Below are 16,618 nucleotides of genomic sequence, written 5' to 3'. Positions count from 1 at the left end.
GAAGTGGCTCAGTGTGTGATTACAAGTTTCGCGGTTTGCCTGTGCTGGGGTTGCTGGGGTTGCTGGTTTTGTTGCCAGCGTTTGGTGGGCAGACGTGGGCCGATTCGCGTCCCAACATCGTGTTGGTGCTAACCGACGATCAGGGGTACGGTGATCTGGGGCACACGGGTAATCCAGTCATCAAGACGCCGCATCTTGATGCGTTGGCGGCTGAGTCTTCGCAATTAACTGATTACCACGTGGCTCCGACATGTTCGCCGACGCGAGCCGCCTTGTTGACTGGGCATTGGACTGATCGCACCGGTGTGTGGCACACCGTTAACGGTCGTTCCATGCTGCGAGAGAACGAAGTGACGCTGGCTCAACTGTTGCTGGATGCTGGGTATGCGACGGGGCATTTTGGCAAATGGCACTTGGGTGACAACTATCCTTATCGGGCGGAAGATCGTGGATTTACGGAGGTTTATCGGCACGGCGGCGGTGGCGTGGGGCAGACACCCGATTTGTGGGACAACGCTTATTTCGACGGGCACTATTATCACAACGGCGAGGTGGTCGCCGCATCAGGATTTTGCACGGATGTGTTTTTCGCGGAAGCCCAACGTTTTATCCGCCAGCAGGCAGAGCAAGCGAAACCGTTTTTTGCCTATATCGCTCTGAACGCACCGCATGGTCCGTTGCATGCGCCGGAAAAGTATCAGCAGATGTATCCCGATTTGCCGGATGCGACGGCGGCCTTTTTTGGCATGATCACCAACATCGATGACAACGTGGGAGCCACGCGACAGTTGTTGCGTGACCTGGAGATTGACGAAAACACGATTTTCATTTTCAGCACAGATAATGGTACCGCCAGCGGAGCGAAAATCTTTAACGCTGGGATGCGAGGTAGCAAGGGGAGCGAGTATGAAGGTGGGCATCGCGTGCCGTTTATTGCCCACTGGCCGGCGGGAGGCTGGGACCGGCAGCATCACAGCGACCAATTGTGTCACGCGGTCGATGTCGTACCGACGTTATTGGACGTCACTGGCACGCAACCACCGGCCAACTTGCGGTTTGACGGCATCTCGTTGCGGCGGTTGTTGGATCCGGTCGCTGGTGAGGAGGACTGGCCGGTGGATCGAATGTTGGTGACAGATTCACAGCGGGTGCGTGATCCGATCAAGTGGAAACAGACAGCCGTGATGTCGGCACAATGGCGGCTGATCAATGGAAAAGAACTGTATGACATTACACAGGATCCTGGCCAGCAGACGAACGTGATTGAAACGTATCCCGAGCAAGCGGCTAAGATGCGGGATTTTTATGATCGCTGGTGGGATGAGTTGCAGCCGACTTTTGCGGAGACGACGGAAATCTATTTGGGGCACGCCGATCATCCGCTGGTCAGCCTGACGGGGCACGACTGGATCCAAGAGGCGCTGCCACCTTGGAATCAACAGCATATTCGCCGGGCGAACGGCTATCAGGGAAAGCGTGCCGACGGGGCGACCTCCAAACACCGAGGACATTGGGCGGTGCGGGTGTTGACCCCGGGGCGTTACGAATTCAGCCTCCGGCGTTGGCCAGAGGAAGTGAATGTGCCGATTACCGCCGGCCTGGCGGCGGGAGAGCAGGTGCCGGGTGCCTCGCGAGCTTTTCGCACGCACCCCGGTGTGTCGATTGCGGCTGTCCAAGCGGCATTGCGAGTCGACGGCGAGACATTGGCAACGAAACCAGTTGGGGAGCACGATGTGGCGATCAATTTCACCGCCAAGTTAGCGCCAGGTTCTTATCAGTTGGCTCCCGTTTTCATCGATTCCGATGGGCACGAAGTGGGTGCCTATTACACAGTAGTCAGAAAATTACCATGACGTTTACAGATCGGTTGTTGGGATTTTGTTTGTGTTTGGGAGCCAGCTTTGTAGCGAGTGTGGTCGTCGCCGATGAGCCGCGGCGCCCCAACATCCTGTTCATTTTGGCGGATGATCAATCGCCATTCGATTTGCGAGTTTATAATTCAAGCTCGCCCTTGGAGACACCACAGATCGATCGTTTGGCCCGCGAGGGGATGGTGTTTGATCGGGCTTACCACATGGGCGCGCACATCGGGGCAGTCTGTTTGCCGTCGCGACAGATGATCATGAGTGGGCGAACGGTGTGGCATTTGCCAGGCTCGCCGCAAGCTAAGGAGAAGTCGTTGTGCCCACCCGATTTGGCCGAGAAGACGATACCCGCGGTGTTTGGACGTGCTGGTTATGCCACGATGCGGACTTGCAAGCAGGGCAACAGTTACGAAGCGGCTAACAGACTGTTTGCGGTGCGGCACGATGCGACCAAACGGGGTGGTACCGCCGAGACGGGCAGCGCCTGGCACGGCGATCGCGTGCTGGACTATTTGGGACAGCGTGAGCAAAGTGGTGAAGCGAAACCGTTTTTGATTTATTTCGGATTTTCCCATCCGCATGATACTCGCGACGGGACGCCCGAGCTGTTGGAAAAATATGGCGCGGTCAATCATACGAATCGGGAGCAGCCGCCGCCGTCGAATCCCCGTCAGCCTGCTTTGCCAATCAATTATCTTCCCAAGCACCCGTTCCCACACGGGCATCCCAAGCTCCGCGATGAGGTTGCCGTGAGTGGTGTTTGGCGCAGGCGCGACGAGCGAACGATTCGCAATGAATGGGGACGCCAAATGGCTTGTAGTGAAAATATTGACAAGCAAATTGGCAGAGTCTTAAGCAAACTGGAAGCAATGGGTGAGTTGGAGAACACCTATGTCGTCTACACAGCGGATCACGGGATGGCGATCGGCCGGCATGGTTTGCAGGGAAAGCAGAATCTCTATGAGCATACATGGCGGGTACCGTTTATCGTGCGAGGCCCTGGGATAAAGCCAGGCAGTCGCGTGGAGGGGAATATTTATTTGCTCGATGTGCTGGCGACTCTTTGTGATTTAGCTGGCATCGAGGTGCCGAGCACAAACGAGGGGATTAGCTTTCGGCCAGTGCTTTTTGGTCAGCAGCAAACCGTTCGCGACGTGTTGTATGGTGTCTATTGTGGAGGCACCAAGCCGGGGATGCGGTCGCTGAGAAGTGGAGATTGGAAGCTGATCAAGTACGACGTGCTGGATGGCAAGACGCGGGAAACTCAGCTGTTTAATTTAAAAGAGAACCCTCATGAATTTTTGATTGAACACCATGCCGATGGGGTAAAGCGGATGACTGGGATTCAGCCGACCGAGGAGCAGGTGAATCTGGCCGGAGATCCGAGGTATGTTGACAAGTTAGCTGAGCTGGAGGGGCTGCTGCGGAATGAGATGATTCGCCTGGATGATCCTTGGGAGTTGTGGGATGCGGGATTCAGATGATCGGGATTGGGTTTCATCATGTTGTTTTTTCACACGATTGATTAGATTTTTTCTTATGATTCGACTGGCGATGAGTTTGGCGGCATGTTTGGTGATGTCGGTGATGCTAGCTGGCGATGCGTTTGCCGCAGAGCGACCGAACATCATTTTTATTTTTGCGGATGATCAGACGGTTGACACATTGGGTTGTTATGGGCATCCGTTTGTGGAGACTCCGGAGATTGACGCTTTGGCTCGACGCGGCGTGCGTTTTGAGAACGCTTTTGTCAGTCAGTCGATTTGTTGGGTTAGTCGGACGACCATCCTGACGGGATTGACTGGTCGGAGTTATGGAACGCCAGCGGCCCCCGATGTGACTCGCGCGGAAGTGGCGGAGACGTTGTACACGGATTTGCTAAGAGAGGCTGGTTATCGGACGGGGCAATTTGGCAAGTGGCACGCGAAGATGCCAGCGGGCTATCGACCGGCGGACCATTTTGATGAGTACGAAGCCATTTTCCGCACGCCTTTTTATAAGCCTCAGGCGGATGGTAGTCTCCGACATGAAACCGATTTAATCTTTGATCGGGGGATTTCGTTTATTGAAGGGAACCGGGGTGAGCAACCCTTTGCGTTAAATCTGTGGTTGAATTCATGTCACGCTGAGGATGGTGACCGCCGGCCCGGTTTGCATTTTGCTTGGCCGCAGAGTGCGGGTGAGTTGTACGGCGATATGGAGATGCCGGCACCGCGGTTGAGCGACGAGAGCATCTTTGCCGGGCTGCCCAGTTTCCTGCAAACGACGATTAATCGTGAGCGTTATTTTTGGCGTTGGAATAGCGACGAAAAGTACCAAACGAACATGCGTGCTTATCTGCGGATGGTGAGCGGGATCGATAACGCGATTGGTCGCTTGCAATCGGCTTTAAGGCAAGCGGGATTCGCTGAGAACACGATCATCGTTTATTCCGCCGACAATGGTTATCACATGGCGAACCGTGGATTAGCGGGTAAGTGGTCGCATTTTGAAGAGTCGCTGCGGGTTCCGTTGATCATCGCTGATCCGCGTGTTGAAGAATCGCAGCGGGGCAAAGTGGTTGATGCGTTGGCGTTGAACTTGGATTTGCCGGCGACTTTTCTTGATTGGGCTGGCGTGCCGGTTCCGGAGCAATATCAAGGGCGCAGTTTGCAGCCGATTGTTGTCGGAGAGGAGCCGATGGATTGGCGCAGCGAGACATTTCACGAACACTTTGCCGTTCGCAACCGCATACCGGCTTGGGAGGGAGTGCGGACTAAACGGTATAAGTACGCGCGTTATTTTGATCATGAGAATTATGAGTTTCTCTATGATTTGCAAAGCGACCCGGATGAGTTGGTGAATTTGGCCAGCGAGCCTGCTTACGCGGAGACGTTGAATCAACTGCGTGGGCGGACGACGACGATCGTGGAGAAGTTGGGCGGGCCGCTGGGACCGTTGGAAGGCAAGTTTCAGACTTCGACTGAGCCGTATCCGGAAGCCGCGGCCGCGGTTACCCAGCGACCTGGAGCGGATGGTTTTGTGCGGCTGTTTAATGGTCGCAACTTGAATGGTTGGCAGGGTGATAAGTCGCTCTGGTCGGTTGAGGATGGAGCTTTGACTGGGGAAACCGATGGTAGTCTGAGCGCCAACCAATTTATCACTTGGACTGGTTCCACCGTTCGTAATTTTGATTTGCGAATGGAAGTCAAGATAAGCTCGGGAGGAAACAGTGGTATCCAATACCGGGGCGTATCGCGTCCCGAGTTGGGATTGGACATCGTCTCCGGCTATCAGTGTGATATCGTCGCTAATCATCCGAACTATAACGGCATGTTATATGAGGAAAGGGGGCGGCGGATATTAGCTCGCGGTGGCGAGCGGGTGATCGTCGCCAGCGATGGCCAGCCTTGGATTGTGGGGCAGTTGGCTGGCGGAGATGCAGGGTTGGAGGCAATTGATACGGAAAGCTGGCATAGCTATCGCGTGTTGGTTGTTGGCAACCATCATCAGCATTGGGTTAATAGCGTGCAGACCGCTGACTTGATCGACCTGGACGAGACGGGGCGAAAGTTGGAAGGGGTGCTAGCGATGCAGGTGCACGTGGGGCCGGCGATGAAGGTGCAATTCAAAGATATTAAGATCATGCATTTGGCTGATGATCTGCCGCTGCGTACGGCAGCTGAGACGGAGATTCCGGTCGGTGCGATCGGCGTCAAGCCTCAGGGCAAGTTGCCCGCAGATTGGCAACCGCCCGTTTACGATGGCGGCGGCGAGTAAGTGGCTAGTGGCTAGTGGCTAGTGGTTGGCGGTTAGCGGTTTTGGCGCTAGCCACCGTTTTGTTGGGCGGGTTTTGTTTGGTTCAAGACGGGAACCGCGGCTAGCGCCAAAGCGGCTAACCGCGGCTAGTGAATGATTGTACTTCTCAAGCCGCTTTGAGGCTGCGGCGGTCGGCGGCCCAGCGGATCCAGTCGTTGATCTCTTCGAGGTCGGGCAAATTGGCTCCGCGGAGAATGCGTTTTCCTTCGCTGGACCTGGCCACGCGATCAATCTTGGTGAACAGTTGGGCCGGGACGGCGCTGGCCAGTTGTTCGGGTGTGATCACATTGGCTTCGATCAGCAATTGGACATCATGGCCACGCAGCATTGGAACTTGGCACATCAGAGTTGACTGTTGTTGCCAGGTTGTGATCCGGTCTTTGGTCAATCGATGATGATTCAGTTGCGCGGCAATAGTGGCAGGGTTAGCTTCGATGAATTGGCGGACCGTACGGTAGCCAATCGTTTCGAGTCGCTTTGCCGTTTTGGGGCCAATTGATGGTGCGTCGACGATGGGGCTGTTTAGCTCCAAGTAGAAACGCAGCTCTCGGGTTTCGTGTGAGGAAGCGGACGAGCTTTCGCTGTGACGGACTTGTTGTTGTGAGGTCGAGTGGTTGTTTGAAAAGCGTTTTTGACGTCGCGAGGTCTTTTCGCGGGCCCTGCTTTCGCGGTCAGTTCTTTCGCGGTCAGTTCTTTCGCGGGTAGCGCGAGCACGAGCCGTGCTTTCGCGTTCCAGTCGTTCGCGTTCCGCGATTTCACGTTCTGCGCGTGATTGACCATCGATCGTAAGTCGCTCAGTGGTTCCGCGTTCGTAGTTGAGCGTGGAGTGGCTGTCACGATCGCGATTTCGCGAGGAGGCACGGCTGCCGCGATTGCTGCGGCTGCCGCGATGGCTGCGTCGTTCGGCTGTGTCGCCATGCCGTGAGCGGCGTGCCACGGAGCGGTTTGCGGCAGCGATCCAACTGGTGATGCGAGACAGTTCGTAGCTGGTGCCTGTGCGGAGGATTTGTCGACCGCGGCTGGTCGCCAGGAACGCTTCGACTTTCTCGAGCAGTTGGCCGGGGTGCATGCTGGCAAGTTGGCTGGGTTCGGTAAAGCCGCAACCGACCAGGACACGGGCATCGAAATTGCGCAGCTGGGGGACACCGCAGACGAGGTTGGCTTCGTCTTGCCAACGAATCACGACTTCGACCGAGACGTCGGCCAAGTTGAGACGGCGGGCAACACGTCGGGGATCGGCATTGAGTAGATCACCGACGGTAGTGATGTTTTGTTCGCGGAGTCGTGCTGCGGCGACGGCGTCAATGGACGGTGCCTGATCAACAGGGCTGTCGTCGGTCAGAAAAAAAGGGCTTGCCGGGCCTCGCGACACCCGGCTTGGCAATTCGATCTCAGGTTGGATAGCGGGGCGCTGTTGGGTCGGATAGGACTGTGACCAGTCGTCATCGGGTTGGTGATAACCGTTTGTGGTCGGTTGCCGATACCAATGCGGATCGTCGTAAACGCCATGCGATTCTCGCCAGGCGGTATCGAGTTCTCGATTGATGCGTTGTGCGGAAGTATCGGCGGACTCACGATAGCGGAGTTGATAGTAGTGTCGGGGCACGAGTGTGAGTGCGTGACCGCCGAGCGAGCGCATGCCGTTGGCCAGGCCGCGATGGGCGGTGAAGACGATTAGTTGGTTACCGTGATTGGCGTAACGGGCAAAGATGTCGGCCAGGTGGGCACGCTCGGAGTCGCCGAGCCAAGTGGCCGATGGTTCATCCACCAGCAAGGGAATTTGTCGGCCCTGGCTGCGGAGCTGATCGGTGGCCGCCATTCGCAGCGCCAAATGGACGATCCGTCGCTGGTGCTCGTCGCGCAAGATGCTGGAATCGTCGCTTGAGGTGTGTGCCGTGGCAGCCGCGGCGGGCGATTGCAGGTACTGCGCGACTTGCGACGGCGATAACTTTCCGCTGGAAAGTTGTTCGGCCCAAATTTGAGCTTGTCGAATCAGTGCCGAGGGATGGGAGACACCCGCCAGCAGATGGTCGAGTCGGCGAGTGAGTTGCAGGCGTTTTCCGTGGGCGGCTTGGCAGCTATCGAGCCAACGCAAACGGCGATCGACTTCGGCAATTTCCTCCCGCAGCCAGCTTTGGCGTTTTTCATCCACAGCGACTGGCAACAGGTCGGGGAGTTCGGCAATTTGTCGTTCGACGCTACGTGCTTCGCGTACCGAGGCATCGAGTCGATTGACGGTGCGGCTTAGTTCATCGAGCAACTCGGCCCGTTCGCTTTCCAGGCGACGACGGCGGGCGACGCGCATGCCGGTTTCATCGATTTGGCTCGGTGCCTGATGGCTGAGTAACCACTGATATAGGTGCGGTTGATCATGGCAGCGGTACCAATCTCCGAAGGCCGCTTTGAGTTGGCCGCTGGACAAATCATGCTCGTCAGCAATCTTCTCTAAGAGTGCTTGGCGGGCATCAATCATGCGGCGAATTGCCCGGGTGAGTGTCTCCTCTGAGGCACTCAAATTGAGCGAGTAAGGGTGTTGGTCCGTGGTGCTGCGGGCACCTTTGTCGATCGCTGCGCGGAGTCCCCGGACGGCCTCAAGCAACGCATCCAATTCGCTTCGGTCGAGGTAGCTGCGAGTTAAGTCGAGACGCTCGGAGTTGATGCGATCGCGGTAATCGCTGTCCAGATATTCGCGATCAAGGTATTCCCGATCAAGGTAGTAGTGATCGAAGTAGTTGGGACCGAGCTGGGTTGGATCGGCAACCACTGCGTCATCATAGTTCCCTTTGGGCAAACGGTCTTGCGGCGGGAGGCTTGCATCATAGTGGCTGAGCAGCCAATCGAGTTGATGACGGACGGCATCGAGTCGTGAGTCATAGAACTGGTAATCTTGGTGCCTTGCCGAGGCGTTATAAAAACGCACTGGTGCTTCGAGATCGACGACATCGGGTGCTGCGCCGACGGCCGGGCCATACTCGCGGAGGCCACGAATATCTCGCAGTGCCTTGCAGAGTCTGACGAGTTGCCTGTCGAGTGCGACCAGTTGAGCGCGGCGATTGGCCGCGATGCGCAGTTGGGCTTGTTGCGGATCCGCGGTGGAGCGGGCCAAGTTTTCCGGCACCCTGGAACTCGACAGCAGGTCTTCGAGCCGCGAGAGTGATTGTCTCAGGTCGGACTCTTGCCGACGGAGACGGTGGATTTCGTCTTTGGTATCACGGAGGCGAGATTGCAAGCGGGCCCGGCGCTCGACGTCGGCAGCCGATTGGCGGGGCAGTTGATCGAGCTGGGCGAGTTGTCGCACCAGATCGGCGCGGCGAAGTCGCAGCCCGTCGCTTGTCTCGCCCTGGCTGGTGTAGCCTTCGAGTTGGCGATCGAGGTCCGCGATGGCTTGACGGACGCGTGAGATTTCCGCTTCGTCGCGAGTCCAGTGGCGGGTATTGAGACCCGCTTGCTGGCATGCGGCGAGGACAGTCGCCAGGTCGATCTGGGAGGCGGGGGCGACGATCGCATCGAGTAACTGGCGGGGTAGTTCGACGAGGCGTTCGAGGTTTTGATAATTGCTGGCGGTTCGATAGCCATAATGATGATTGTAGGCGCGGTCATCGCGAGCCACGCAATCGACCAGCAGGCGTCCGCGGGAAGTGCCGTCGAGTTCTCGTCGGCAGTGCACAAGTCCTTCGCGGTCAGCCCAGACGACGCGGCCGCTGGCTCCCCGGTGCCAATCACGATCACTGCCGAGCATGACGCTGCGGATAAATTCGAGGCAGGCTGTTTTGCCCGAGCCGGGCGGTCCAAAGACCACGTTCAAGCGATGAGAAAATGGGCCGAGATGGATCTGTTCAAGTGATCCACAAGAATCGATTTCGATTTTTTCCAGCAACATGGGTCTGGCTCCTCCGTGGCCTGCCTGACGTAGCACCACGGTCCTGTGGCACCAATTAGTTGAAAATCAATACGCTGACTTGAAGTGCGGGCAAAGGCATTGCGGGAACATCGCGATCACCCCCGGCAGCGAATCCTGCTAACTTTAGTCGAAAGGGTGATTTTTTGAAAATAGCGAAATAGTGCTGTTTTCCCAATTCTTTAGAAAATATCCATGCCGCTTTGAAAGCATGTTCGCGATAATCCGTCGGGGAGGTAGGCGGAGTGGGACTAATTTTTCGCTTCTGTGGGACTGAGTAGGTGCGAATTTCCGAAAAGAGGGAAAGAAGCGTTACCGTCTGGAGGCACGATCGTTATTTCCAACCATCGCGTCGCAGTGTGGCGGGTCAGCAGACGAAGTGGCGATAACGGCACAGAGTCCAATCGCAGTCACGCGATCAATGAGCGGGCATGGAGGCTTGCAGCATGGCGAAACAAACAGCGGTTCGAGCGGTAGAACTGAGTGGCATCTCTCAGCCGCTAGGTTCCTCGAATGATCAATCGATTTCTTTGAGCGAGCAGGCGGTAGACTCCGGTGCGGCGGTCGATGCGGCGGCAAAGTTGTTAAGTGAGACCGCTCACGATCTCCGCTCGCCGCTGACCGGGGTGCGGGAAGCGATTCGTTTAATCCACGACGGTGACGCCGGCCCCGTGACGATGTTTCAGCAGGAGCTGTTAGCAGACGCGTTGGGCCAGTGTGACGCGATCCAGCAGTTGGCCGACAACATGTTGCGCGTCGACCGTTTGCGGAATGGTGCACCAGCGATCGTGCGGCGGTGGATCGCTCCGGCCGATCTGCGCGAGGCAAGTCTCAGCGTCTTGAATTCAATTGCCGTGCCCCGCAGGGTGACGATCGCCTGGGAGGGGTTTGAGACGTTCGCAGCGAACATTTACGGCGACGTTAATTTGCTGCGGCGACTGTTAATCAACTTGGCCGGCAACGCGATTGCGATCAGCGAAGAGCGGAGCGCGGTGTTGATTTCATTGACGGCCAGCTTGCAGCGCGGGATGGCTCGTTTGAGCGTCATCGATGCGGGACCTGGGATGTCGGCCGACGAGATGATTCGGATGACGACGCGGGGCCACAGCGGCACCGGCAGCACCGGTTTGGGGCTGGCGATTTGTCGTTCCTTGGCGGCGCTGCATTTCGCTCGGTTGGCCGTGCTGTCGAGGCTGGGGCACGGGACGCGAGTCAGCATTGATTTGCCAGCCGGCGGGCCAGCCTCGGTTGCCGATGCGTTTGCCAGGTGGCGGGAGATTGTCGCTCCACCACGAGGTAGTTTGGGGCCGCGAAATCATGATGGCCGCATTTCGGGTTCTGGCCCAAGCCTCAGCGGTCGACGTCATCAAGTTTTGCACCAGGAGGTTGAGCAGCGGCCGCTGGAGAGTGGTTTGCGAGTCGACTCACCACCGGTGATTTCGCGGGGTGCTTATAAGGATGAAGCGATCATCCCGTTTGATGGGCTGGCTCCGCGAAATGCGGAAACGCTGCAAGTCGTCGGTCTGCGAGTCTCACCCGACACCTCGGCGGCGCGGTTGTCAGAAGTCGATGCGTTGTTGCAACGCGAGCAACGTTTGCACGAACTGACCTACCGAACAGATCTGCGCCGCTGGGTAATGTTGCTCGATGTCACGGCGGAGCAGTTGGTCGATCGTCAAGCAGAACTGCAGCGCCGGCTTGCCGAGCAGAGCCCGGAGATCAAAACGGCTTGGCTACCACCTCAAATGATCTCCGTTTCGCAGCGCGGTAACCGGGGAGTGATCCGCGAAGTCTTGGTCCGCGATACTTTGCATGCGAATTCGCGTGCCCCAATGTTTGACGACCAGGAGAGTCGCGGCGGGGGGACGGCGGTGCCCACTGAGGACCGTTCCACTCAGCGGCTGGAAGATGAGCTGCGGCATTTAAGCCAACGCATGAAAAAGCAATCATCCAGGCTGCAACGACAAGCCAAACAGTTGGGACGTTTGGGCGACTGAATGCGACCATTGGCAAGCCGGTCACGGTTTGCGAAGCGGGCAGGTTATCAAGTAGAGTAAGAGTGGCCGCGGGCCGCGCCGCAACGGCTGGACTCTGAACCTCGAAAAGATACTGCATTGATGGCCGTAGACGATGCCGCCCGAGCGGTCACCGAGTTTGATTTATTGCCTCGGCTGCGGCGCACTCAGCAGCAGTTGCGATCTGAACTGCTGGCTGCTCGCGGTGGTCAGGTGCATTGGACCGGTCAGCTTTCGGCGAGCGCTCTGTCAACGGCCACAGCGGTCAGCGCCATGTCGATTGTGTTGGAGACGCGTCTCGCGCGCCGGCAGCCACCTCCCGCGGCGGTAAAGCACTTTTGCTTGCCGACCAGCACCCCGCAGCAGCTTGCAGAAGCCGCTTCGCAGCCGGCTGTGATTGAGCTGCGGGAGTTGATTCGACGCGGTGCGGCGTGGTTATTGACCGCCGCGAATCGGGACGGCGGCTTTGGAGATACCGACCGCAGTCACTCAAATATCGCCACCAGCATGTTGGTCGCAGCTGCCCTCAAGTTGGCCGCTCCGCAATTAAGCGAAGTGGATCAGGAGGCATGTCAGCGAGTCGCAGCCGACTTGAATGCTTACATCGAACGCAGCGGTTCGATTGCCGCGCTGAAGGCGCGTTATGGCAAAGACAAGACTTTTGTGATTCCGATTTTGACGAATTGTGCTTTGGCCGGAATGGTGCCGTGGAGCGAGGTGCAGGCCTTACCGTTCGAGTTGGCTGCCGTACCGCAGCGGATGTATCGGCTGATGCGGATGCCGGTTGTCAGTTACGCAGTGCCGGCTTTGGTGGCGATTGGTCAAGCGAGGTTGTTTTATCAGCCGCCGCGTTTGCCGCTGCTGGGGCGATTGCGGCGTCTGGTTGTCGGCACCACGATGCGGGTGCTGCAGCGGATGCAGCCGACCAGTGGAGGGTACTTGGAAGCGACCCCGCTAACCGCATTCGTGCTGATGAGTTTGGCGGCAACGGGGCGGGCTGAGCATCCTGTTTCGCAAAATGGTTTGTGCTTTCTGCGGGACAGTATTTTGGACGATGGCGCGTGGCCGATCGATACGAACTTGGCGACTTGGATTACTTCGTTGTCGATCCACGCGTTGGCCAGCAAACCAGGTGATCGCCAAGTACCTGAGAGCCAAGTACCTGAAGGGGCTGGTTTATTGGCTAGTGGGCCGGAGACTGCCGAGCATGTGCCTGACGGGCAGGAATTTAGTAAGCAGGAAATCAGTGGGCTGCAACTCAGCATGCAAGGAATTGTTGAGGAGATATCGGTAGACTCACATTGGGCTGATCGCGATTTGGTGACTTGGCTGCTTAGTTGTCAGCATCTGCAGCGACATCCATTTACCGGCGCTAATCCTGGCGGTTGGGGTTGGACCGATCTGAGCGGGGCGGTCCCTGACGGAGACGACACGCCGGCTGCCATTATCGCTTTGGCTGAAGCTCAGCAGCAGAGTGATTTCGACCCTGAACTGCTGCCGCGAATTCGACAAGCTACCGACGCAGGGGTTGGTTGGTTGTTGCGATTGCAGAATCGTGACGGCGGCTGGCCGACATTTTGTCGGGGCTGGGGGAAATTGCCCTTTGATCGCAGCAGCACCGATTTGACCGCTCATGCTTTGCGAGCTTTGTTTCTGGCCGAGACGAGGCTGGGGATTGATATAGGGAGGCATCGTGGTTGGTCGCGTGCGGTTCGCCGGGGCTGGCGTTTCCTGGCTCGATCCCAAAGGCCTGACGGATCCTTTTTGCCCCTTTGGTTTGGCAATCAAGACAACCCCGACGATGAGAATCCGGTGTACGGAACGGGGCGGATTTTGTTAACCGCGGCGGCAGTCGGGCATGAGACGCGTGGTGCGGAGGCGAAGTTTCGGGAGCAAATTTTGGAGCGTGCGGTCGGTTATTTGGTAGACCATCAGAATGCGGATGGCGGTTGGGGGGGCGGGCCGTCACGGGCAGCATCTTTTGCCCGCCGTGAGATCGTAAGGAATTTTGACATGGAATATGTGGCGAAACCTAACGATGTCAGCAGTGTTGAAGAGAGCAGAGGATCCGAAAGTAGCGTGGAAGAAACGGCGATTGCCGTGGAGGGCTTGGCAATTTGGCTACTTTCACAACAGGCAGCAAATCCGGCCCAGGAGCTGGCAATGGGTAGTGGGGCGGGGATGACTCGCCCAGAAGTTGTCGAAAATGGGCTGTTCGGGGGAGTGGCAGGGGCTTTGCCAGCAAAAATTGGGACTGAAGTAGGCGGAAATTTGATCACAGCTGGAGCGGCGGGGTGCCGAGCGGCTATAATCCGAACAGCCGTAACAGGCGGGGCCGAATTTTTGTGCCAGGCGGTGCGTCAGTCGAAACATCACGACCCGTGGCCGATCGGCTTTTACTTTGCCAAACTGTGGTATCACGAGAGACTGTACCCGACGGTGTTTACCACCGCGGCCCTGGGGGCTGCGGAGCGAGCATTGGATAGTTCGCTCGATCGTGTCCGTTCATCATAAATGCATTCCGCCACCGAGAAGGACCCCCGCGTTGTCGATCATTACGCCGTCCACCTCTAAGGCTTCTGCGGCTCCCAAATCGAATAGCCGTCGTCGCAAAACCAGTCATTTGAAGTTGGTCCCTGAGACACGCGAGTTGCGCGAGCAATTGCGCGAGCGATGTCGTCAGGTGGCAGCGAAACTTGACAAAGCCACTCCGTTGACCAAAGACGAGATGGAGCGGGTAGCTCGGGCTCTGTTGGAAGAGAGTGGTCTTCCGGAGGGCTATGTCGGTTGGATCATGGTGGTCTTGAGCACTGAATTTTGGGCCGAATCGGTCGCTGCGGTGCCTCCGGAACGGCGGCTCTTTTTACTGCCTCACTGTCTCAAGCACGCCGAAGGTTGTCCGGCCGACTACGACCAATTTGGTTTGAATTGTCGGCAGTGTGGCGCGTGTTCGATCGCCGACTTCCGCACCGTGGCTGAGGACATGGGCTATCGCGTGCTGGTTGCCGAGGGCTCGCCAGTCGTGATGAAGATCATCGTCAGCGGCTATGTCGATGCGGTTTGCGGCGTAGCCTGTTTGAACGTGCTCGAGAAAGCGATCGATAAGATTTTACTTGCTGGGATTCCGTGCATGGCGGTCCCTTTGCTCAGCAGTGATTGCCGCAACACCAGCGTTGACGAGGATTGGGTCGACGCGATGGTCCGCACGCCCTATCAACCGGCTCGTCAGCAGACTCGCACATACATACACTTGATGCGGGCTGCGGCCGACATGTTTGAGCCGGAGCGTTTGGAGAAATTGGTGCCCCGTTTGCGAGGCGGCAAGCCGCTCGATCCGCAAGCGCTCGATGGTGCCAGTTTGCTGGCCGGCACCGATCCGATTGCGGCTACCGAATCGTTGGCCTACGACTTTCTCTCGCGAGGCGGCAAGCACTCGCGACCTTTCATCACCTTGGCGGCTTACGACGCTTTGCGAGGCGATCTTGGCACCACCGCCGAGGGTGTGGAGGTGGTGGAGGCGATTCCCGAGTCGGTGTGCCGCGCGGCGATGTCGATTGAGACTTTTCACAAAGCCAGCTTGGTCCACGATGACATCGAAGACGATGACGCGTTTCGTTACGGCGTGCCGGCGATGCACCGACGTTGCGGGACCGCGACGGCGATCAACGTGGGCGATTACTTGATCGGCATGGGCTATCGGCTAGTATCGCGTGAGGCTGCTGCGTTGGGGCCCGAAGCAACCGCCGATATCCTCGACAGCTTGGCCTGCGCCCACACGCGTTTAGCGGAAGGGCAGGGGGCCGAGTTGGTGTGGCGTGATGCTAGCGATCGACGGTTGCGACCGATCGACGCTTTGAAGGTTTACGCCTTGAAGACCTCACCCGCTTTCGAGGCAGCACTCTATGCCGGTATCCGCTTGGCGGGGCCAGTTGCTGAATACGCGGAGCCGATTCGTGTCTTCAGTCGCAACCTGGGAGTCGCTTTCCAGATTCTCAACGATTTGAACGATTGGGATGGGGACGACCACAACAAGATGTCGGCCGGAGGTGACACGTTGGGAGGCCGGCCCACGTTATTGTTTGCATTGGCGCTCGACAAACTTTCTCCGGCTGAGGCCGAAGAGTTGCTGGCCCTGTGCGACCCGGCAAACACCAGCCCCGCTCCTCCCCGGCTCCGCCGCGTGCGGCAGTTGTATCAAGAATCGGGGGCTTTCGAGGCGGCCCATCGCTTGGTGGACAAGCACCAGCAACGGGCGGAGGAAGTTGCCGATGCCTTGCAGCCCGATGCTTTGCGTCGTTTGTTTTACTATTTGGTCGATACCGTGCTGGAACGTCCCACTGAGACCACGCCCGCGGTGGTTACGTTGGGCACGTTGCCAATTACCAGCAATCGCTAGCCAACTCCACAGCCCAGGATCCCTCGCGTGCACGAGACGCAACCTGAACCACCAGCCGTCGATTTGATGGACTTGGTGGAGCTGTTCTATCCGCAAGACAACACGCTCGGCGATTTTCGGGCGTGTGAATCGGCAGAGCAAATTCCTCAGCCGCAGCGCGATCTGCTGAACCACGAAGCCCACATGACCGTGACGGTGGAAGCCTTTCATGGTTGTCCGGTCGATGTGCGTGTTGCTCGGACGCGATTCGTACAAGCGACGGGCAAGGACGATTGGTACGCGCGGGAGATCACGCTGCATCGCCAATTGGACCAATCGCCTGTTCAGTACGGAATCGTGCGTCTGAACGTGTCGTTGCTGGCGCCCCCGGTGTGGGAGGAAATTCGTGCTCGGCAAATTCCTTTGGGGCGAGTTTTAATCAAGCATCAAGTGTTGCGCGAGGTCGAATTGTGCGGTCTTTGGGAAGTTTCCGCCGGTCCTGATTTGGCCCGGTTGCTGGAAATTCCCGTCGGGCAGATCACTTATGGGCGCACGGCGCGGATTTTTTGCGATTATTTGCCGGCCATTGAGTTGCTCGAGATCGTCACACCCTGATTGTCCCGATGTCGATCACCAGAAAGGTGATGCCGATCGCAAGGCGAGGGGC

Annotated in this window: 7 protein-coding genes and 1 pseudogene; 7 read left to right on the top strand and 1 reads right to left on the bottom strand. The window is 57.6% G+C overall.

The window, feature by feature from the left end:
- The first annotated feature begins 50 nt into the window (after nt 1-50).
- The 3 genes from SH139x_RS18235 to SH139x_RS18225 are packed head-to-tail and all read left to right on the top strand — an operon-like array spanning nt 51 to nt 5,624.
- Nucleotides 51-1,853 (top strand): arylsulfatase, encoded by a 1,803-nt coding sequence (locus tag SH139x_RS18235; RefSeq protein WP_488356043.1) that lies wholly within the window; start codon nt 51-53, stop codon nt 1,851-1,853.
- Nucleotides 1,850-3,349 (top strand): sulfatase family protein, encoded by a 1,500-nt coding sequence (locus SH139x_RS18230; protein WP_488351203.1) that lies wholly within the window; start codon nt 1,850-1,852, stop codon nt 3,347-3,349. Before SH139x_RS18235 ends, SH139x_RS18230 begins: the two co-directional genes overlap by 4 nt.
- A gap of 55 nt (nt 3,350-3,404) precedes the next feature.
- The gene (locus SH139x_RS18225) at nt 3,405-5,624 is read left to right on the top strand and encodes a sulfatase-like hydrolase/transferase (RefSeq protein ID WP_488351202.1); all 2,220 of its coding nucleotides are present in this window, start codon (nt 3,405-3,407) and stop codon (nt 5,622-5,624) included.
- 145 nt (nt 5,625-5,769) lie between these two features.
- Here the strand turns inward: SH139x_RS18225 and SH139x_RS18220 are convergent, their stop codons facing one another.
- Entirely contained in the window at nt 5,770-9,543 is a 3,774-nt protein-coding gene (locus SH139x_RS18220) for a DUF4332 domain-containing protein (RefSeq protein ID WP_488351201.1), read from the bottom strand.
- Nucleotides 9,544-10,007: 464 nt separating this feature from the next.
- On the opposite strand from SH139x_RS18220, the gene SH139x_RS18215 reads away from it, so the two are divergent.
- The 4 genes and pseudogenes from SH139x_RS18215 (at nt 10,008) to SH139x_RS18200 (ending at nt 16,566) form a co-directional block, all read left to right on the top strand.
- Nucleotides 10,008-11,558 carry a sensor histidine kinase gene (locus SH139x_RS18215; protein WP_488351200.1) on the top strand — a complete coding sequence of 517 codons (1,551 nt, stop codon included), beginning with the start codon at nt 10,008-10,010 and terminating at the stop codon, nt 11,556-11,558.
- Nucleotides 11,559-11,678: 120 nt separating this feature from the next.
- Nucleotides 11,679-13,697: pseudogene (locus SH139x_RS18210) on the top strand (prenyltransferase/squalene oxidase repeat-containing protein); the annotation flags it as partial.
- 424 nt (nt 13,698-14,121) lie between these two features.
- Nucleotides 14,122-15,972 carry a DUF116 domain-containing protein gene (locus tag SH139x_RS18205; protein ID WP_488351199.1) on the top strand — a complete coding sequence of 617 codons (1,851 nt, stop codon included), beginning with the start codon at nt 14,122-14,124 and terminating at the stop codon, nt 15,970-15,972.
- Between the two features lie 27 nt (nt 15,973-15,999).
- Entirely contained in the window at nt 16,000-16,566 is a 567-nt protein-coding gene (locus tag SH139x_RS18200) for a hypothetical protein (RefSeq protein ID WP_488351198.1), read from the top strand.
- Nucleotides 16,567-16,618 lie beyond the last annotated feature (52 nt).

Origin of the sequence: Kothea flammea, from assembly GCF_052161645.1 — a bacterium.
Classification (GTDB): domain Bacteria; phylum Planctomycetota; class Planctomycetia; order Pirellulales; family Pirellulaceae; genus Laterigemmans.
Note: the sequence above shows the minus strand (reverse complement) of the source record. Positions and strands in the feature narration are given on the sequence as shown.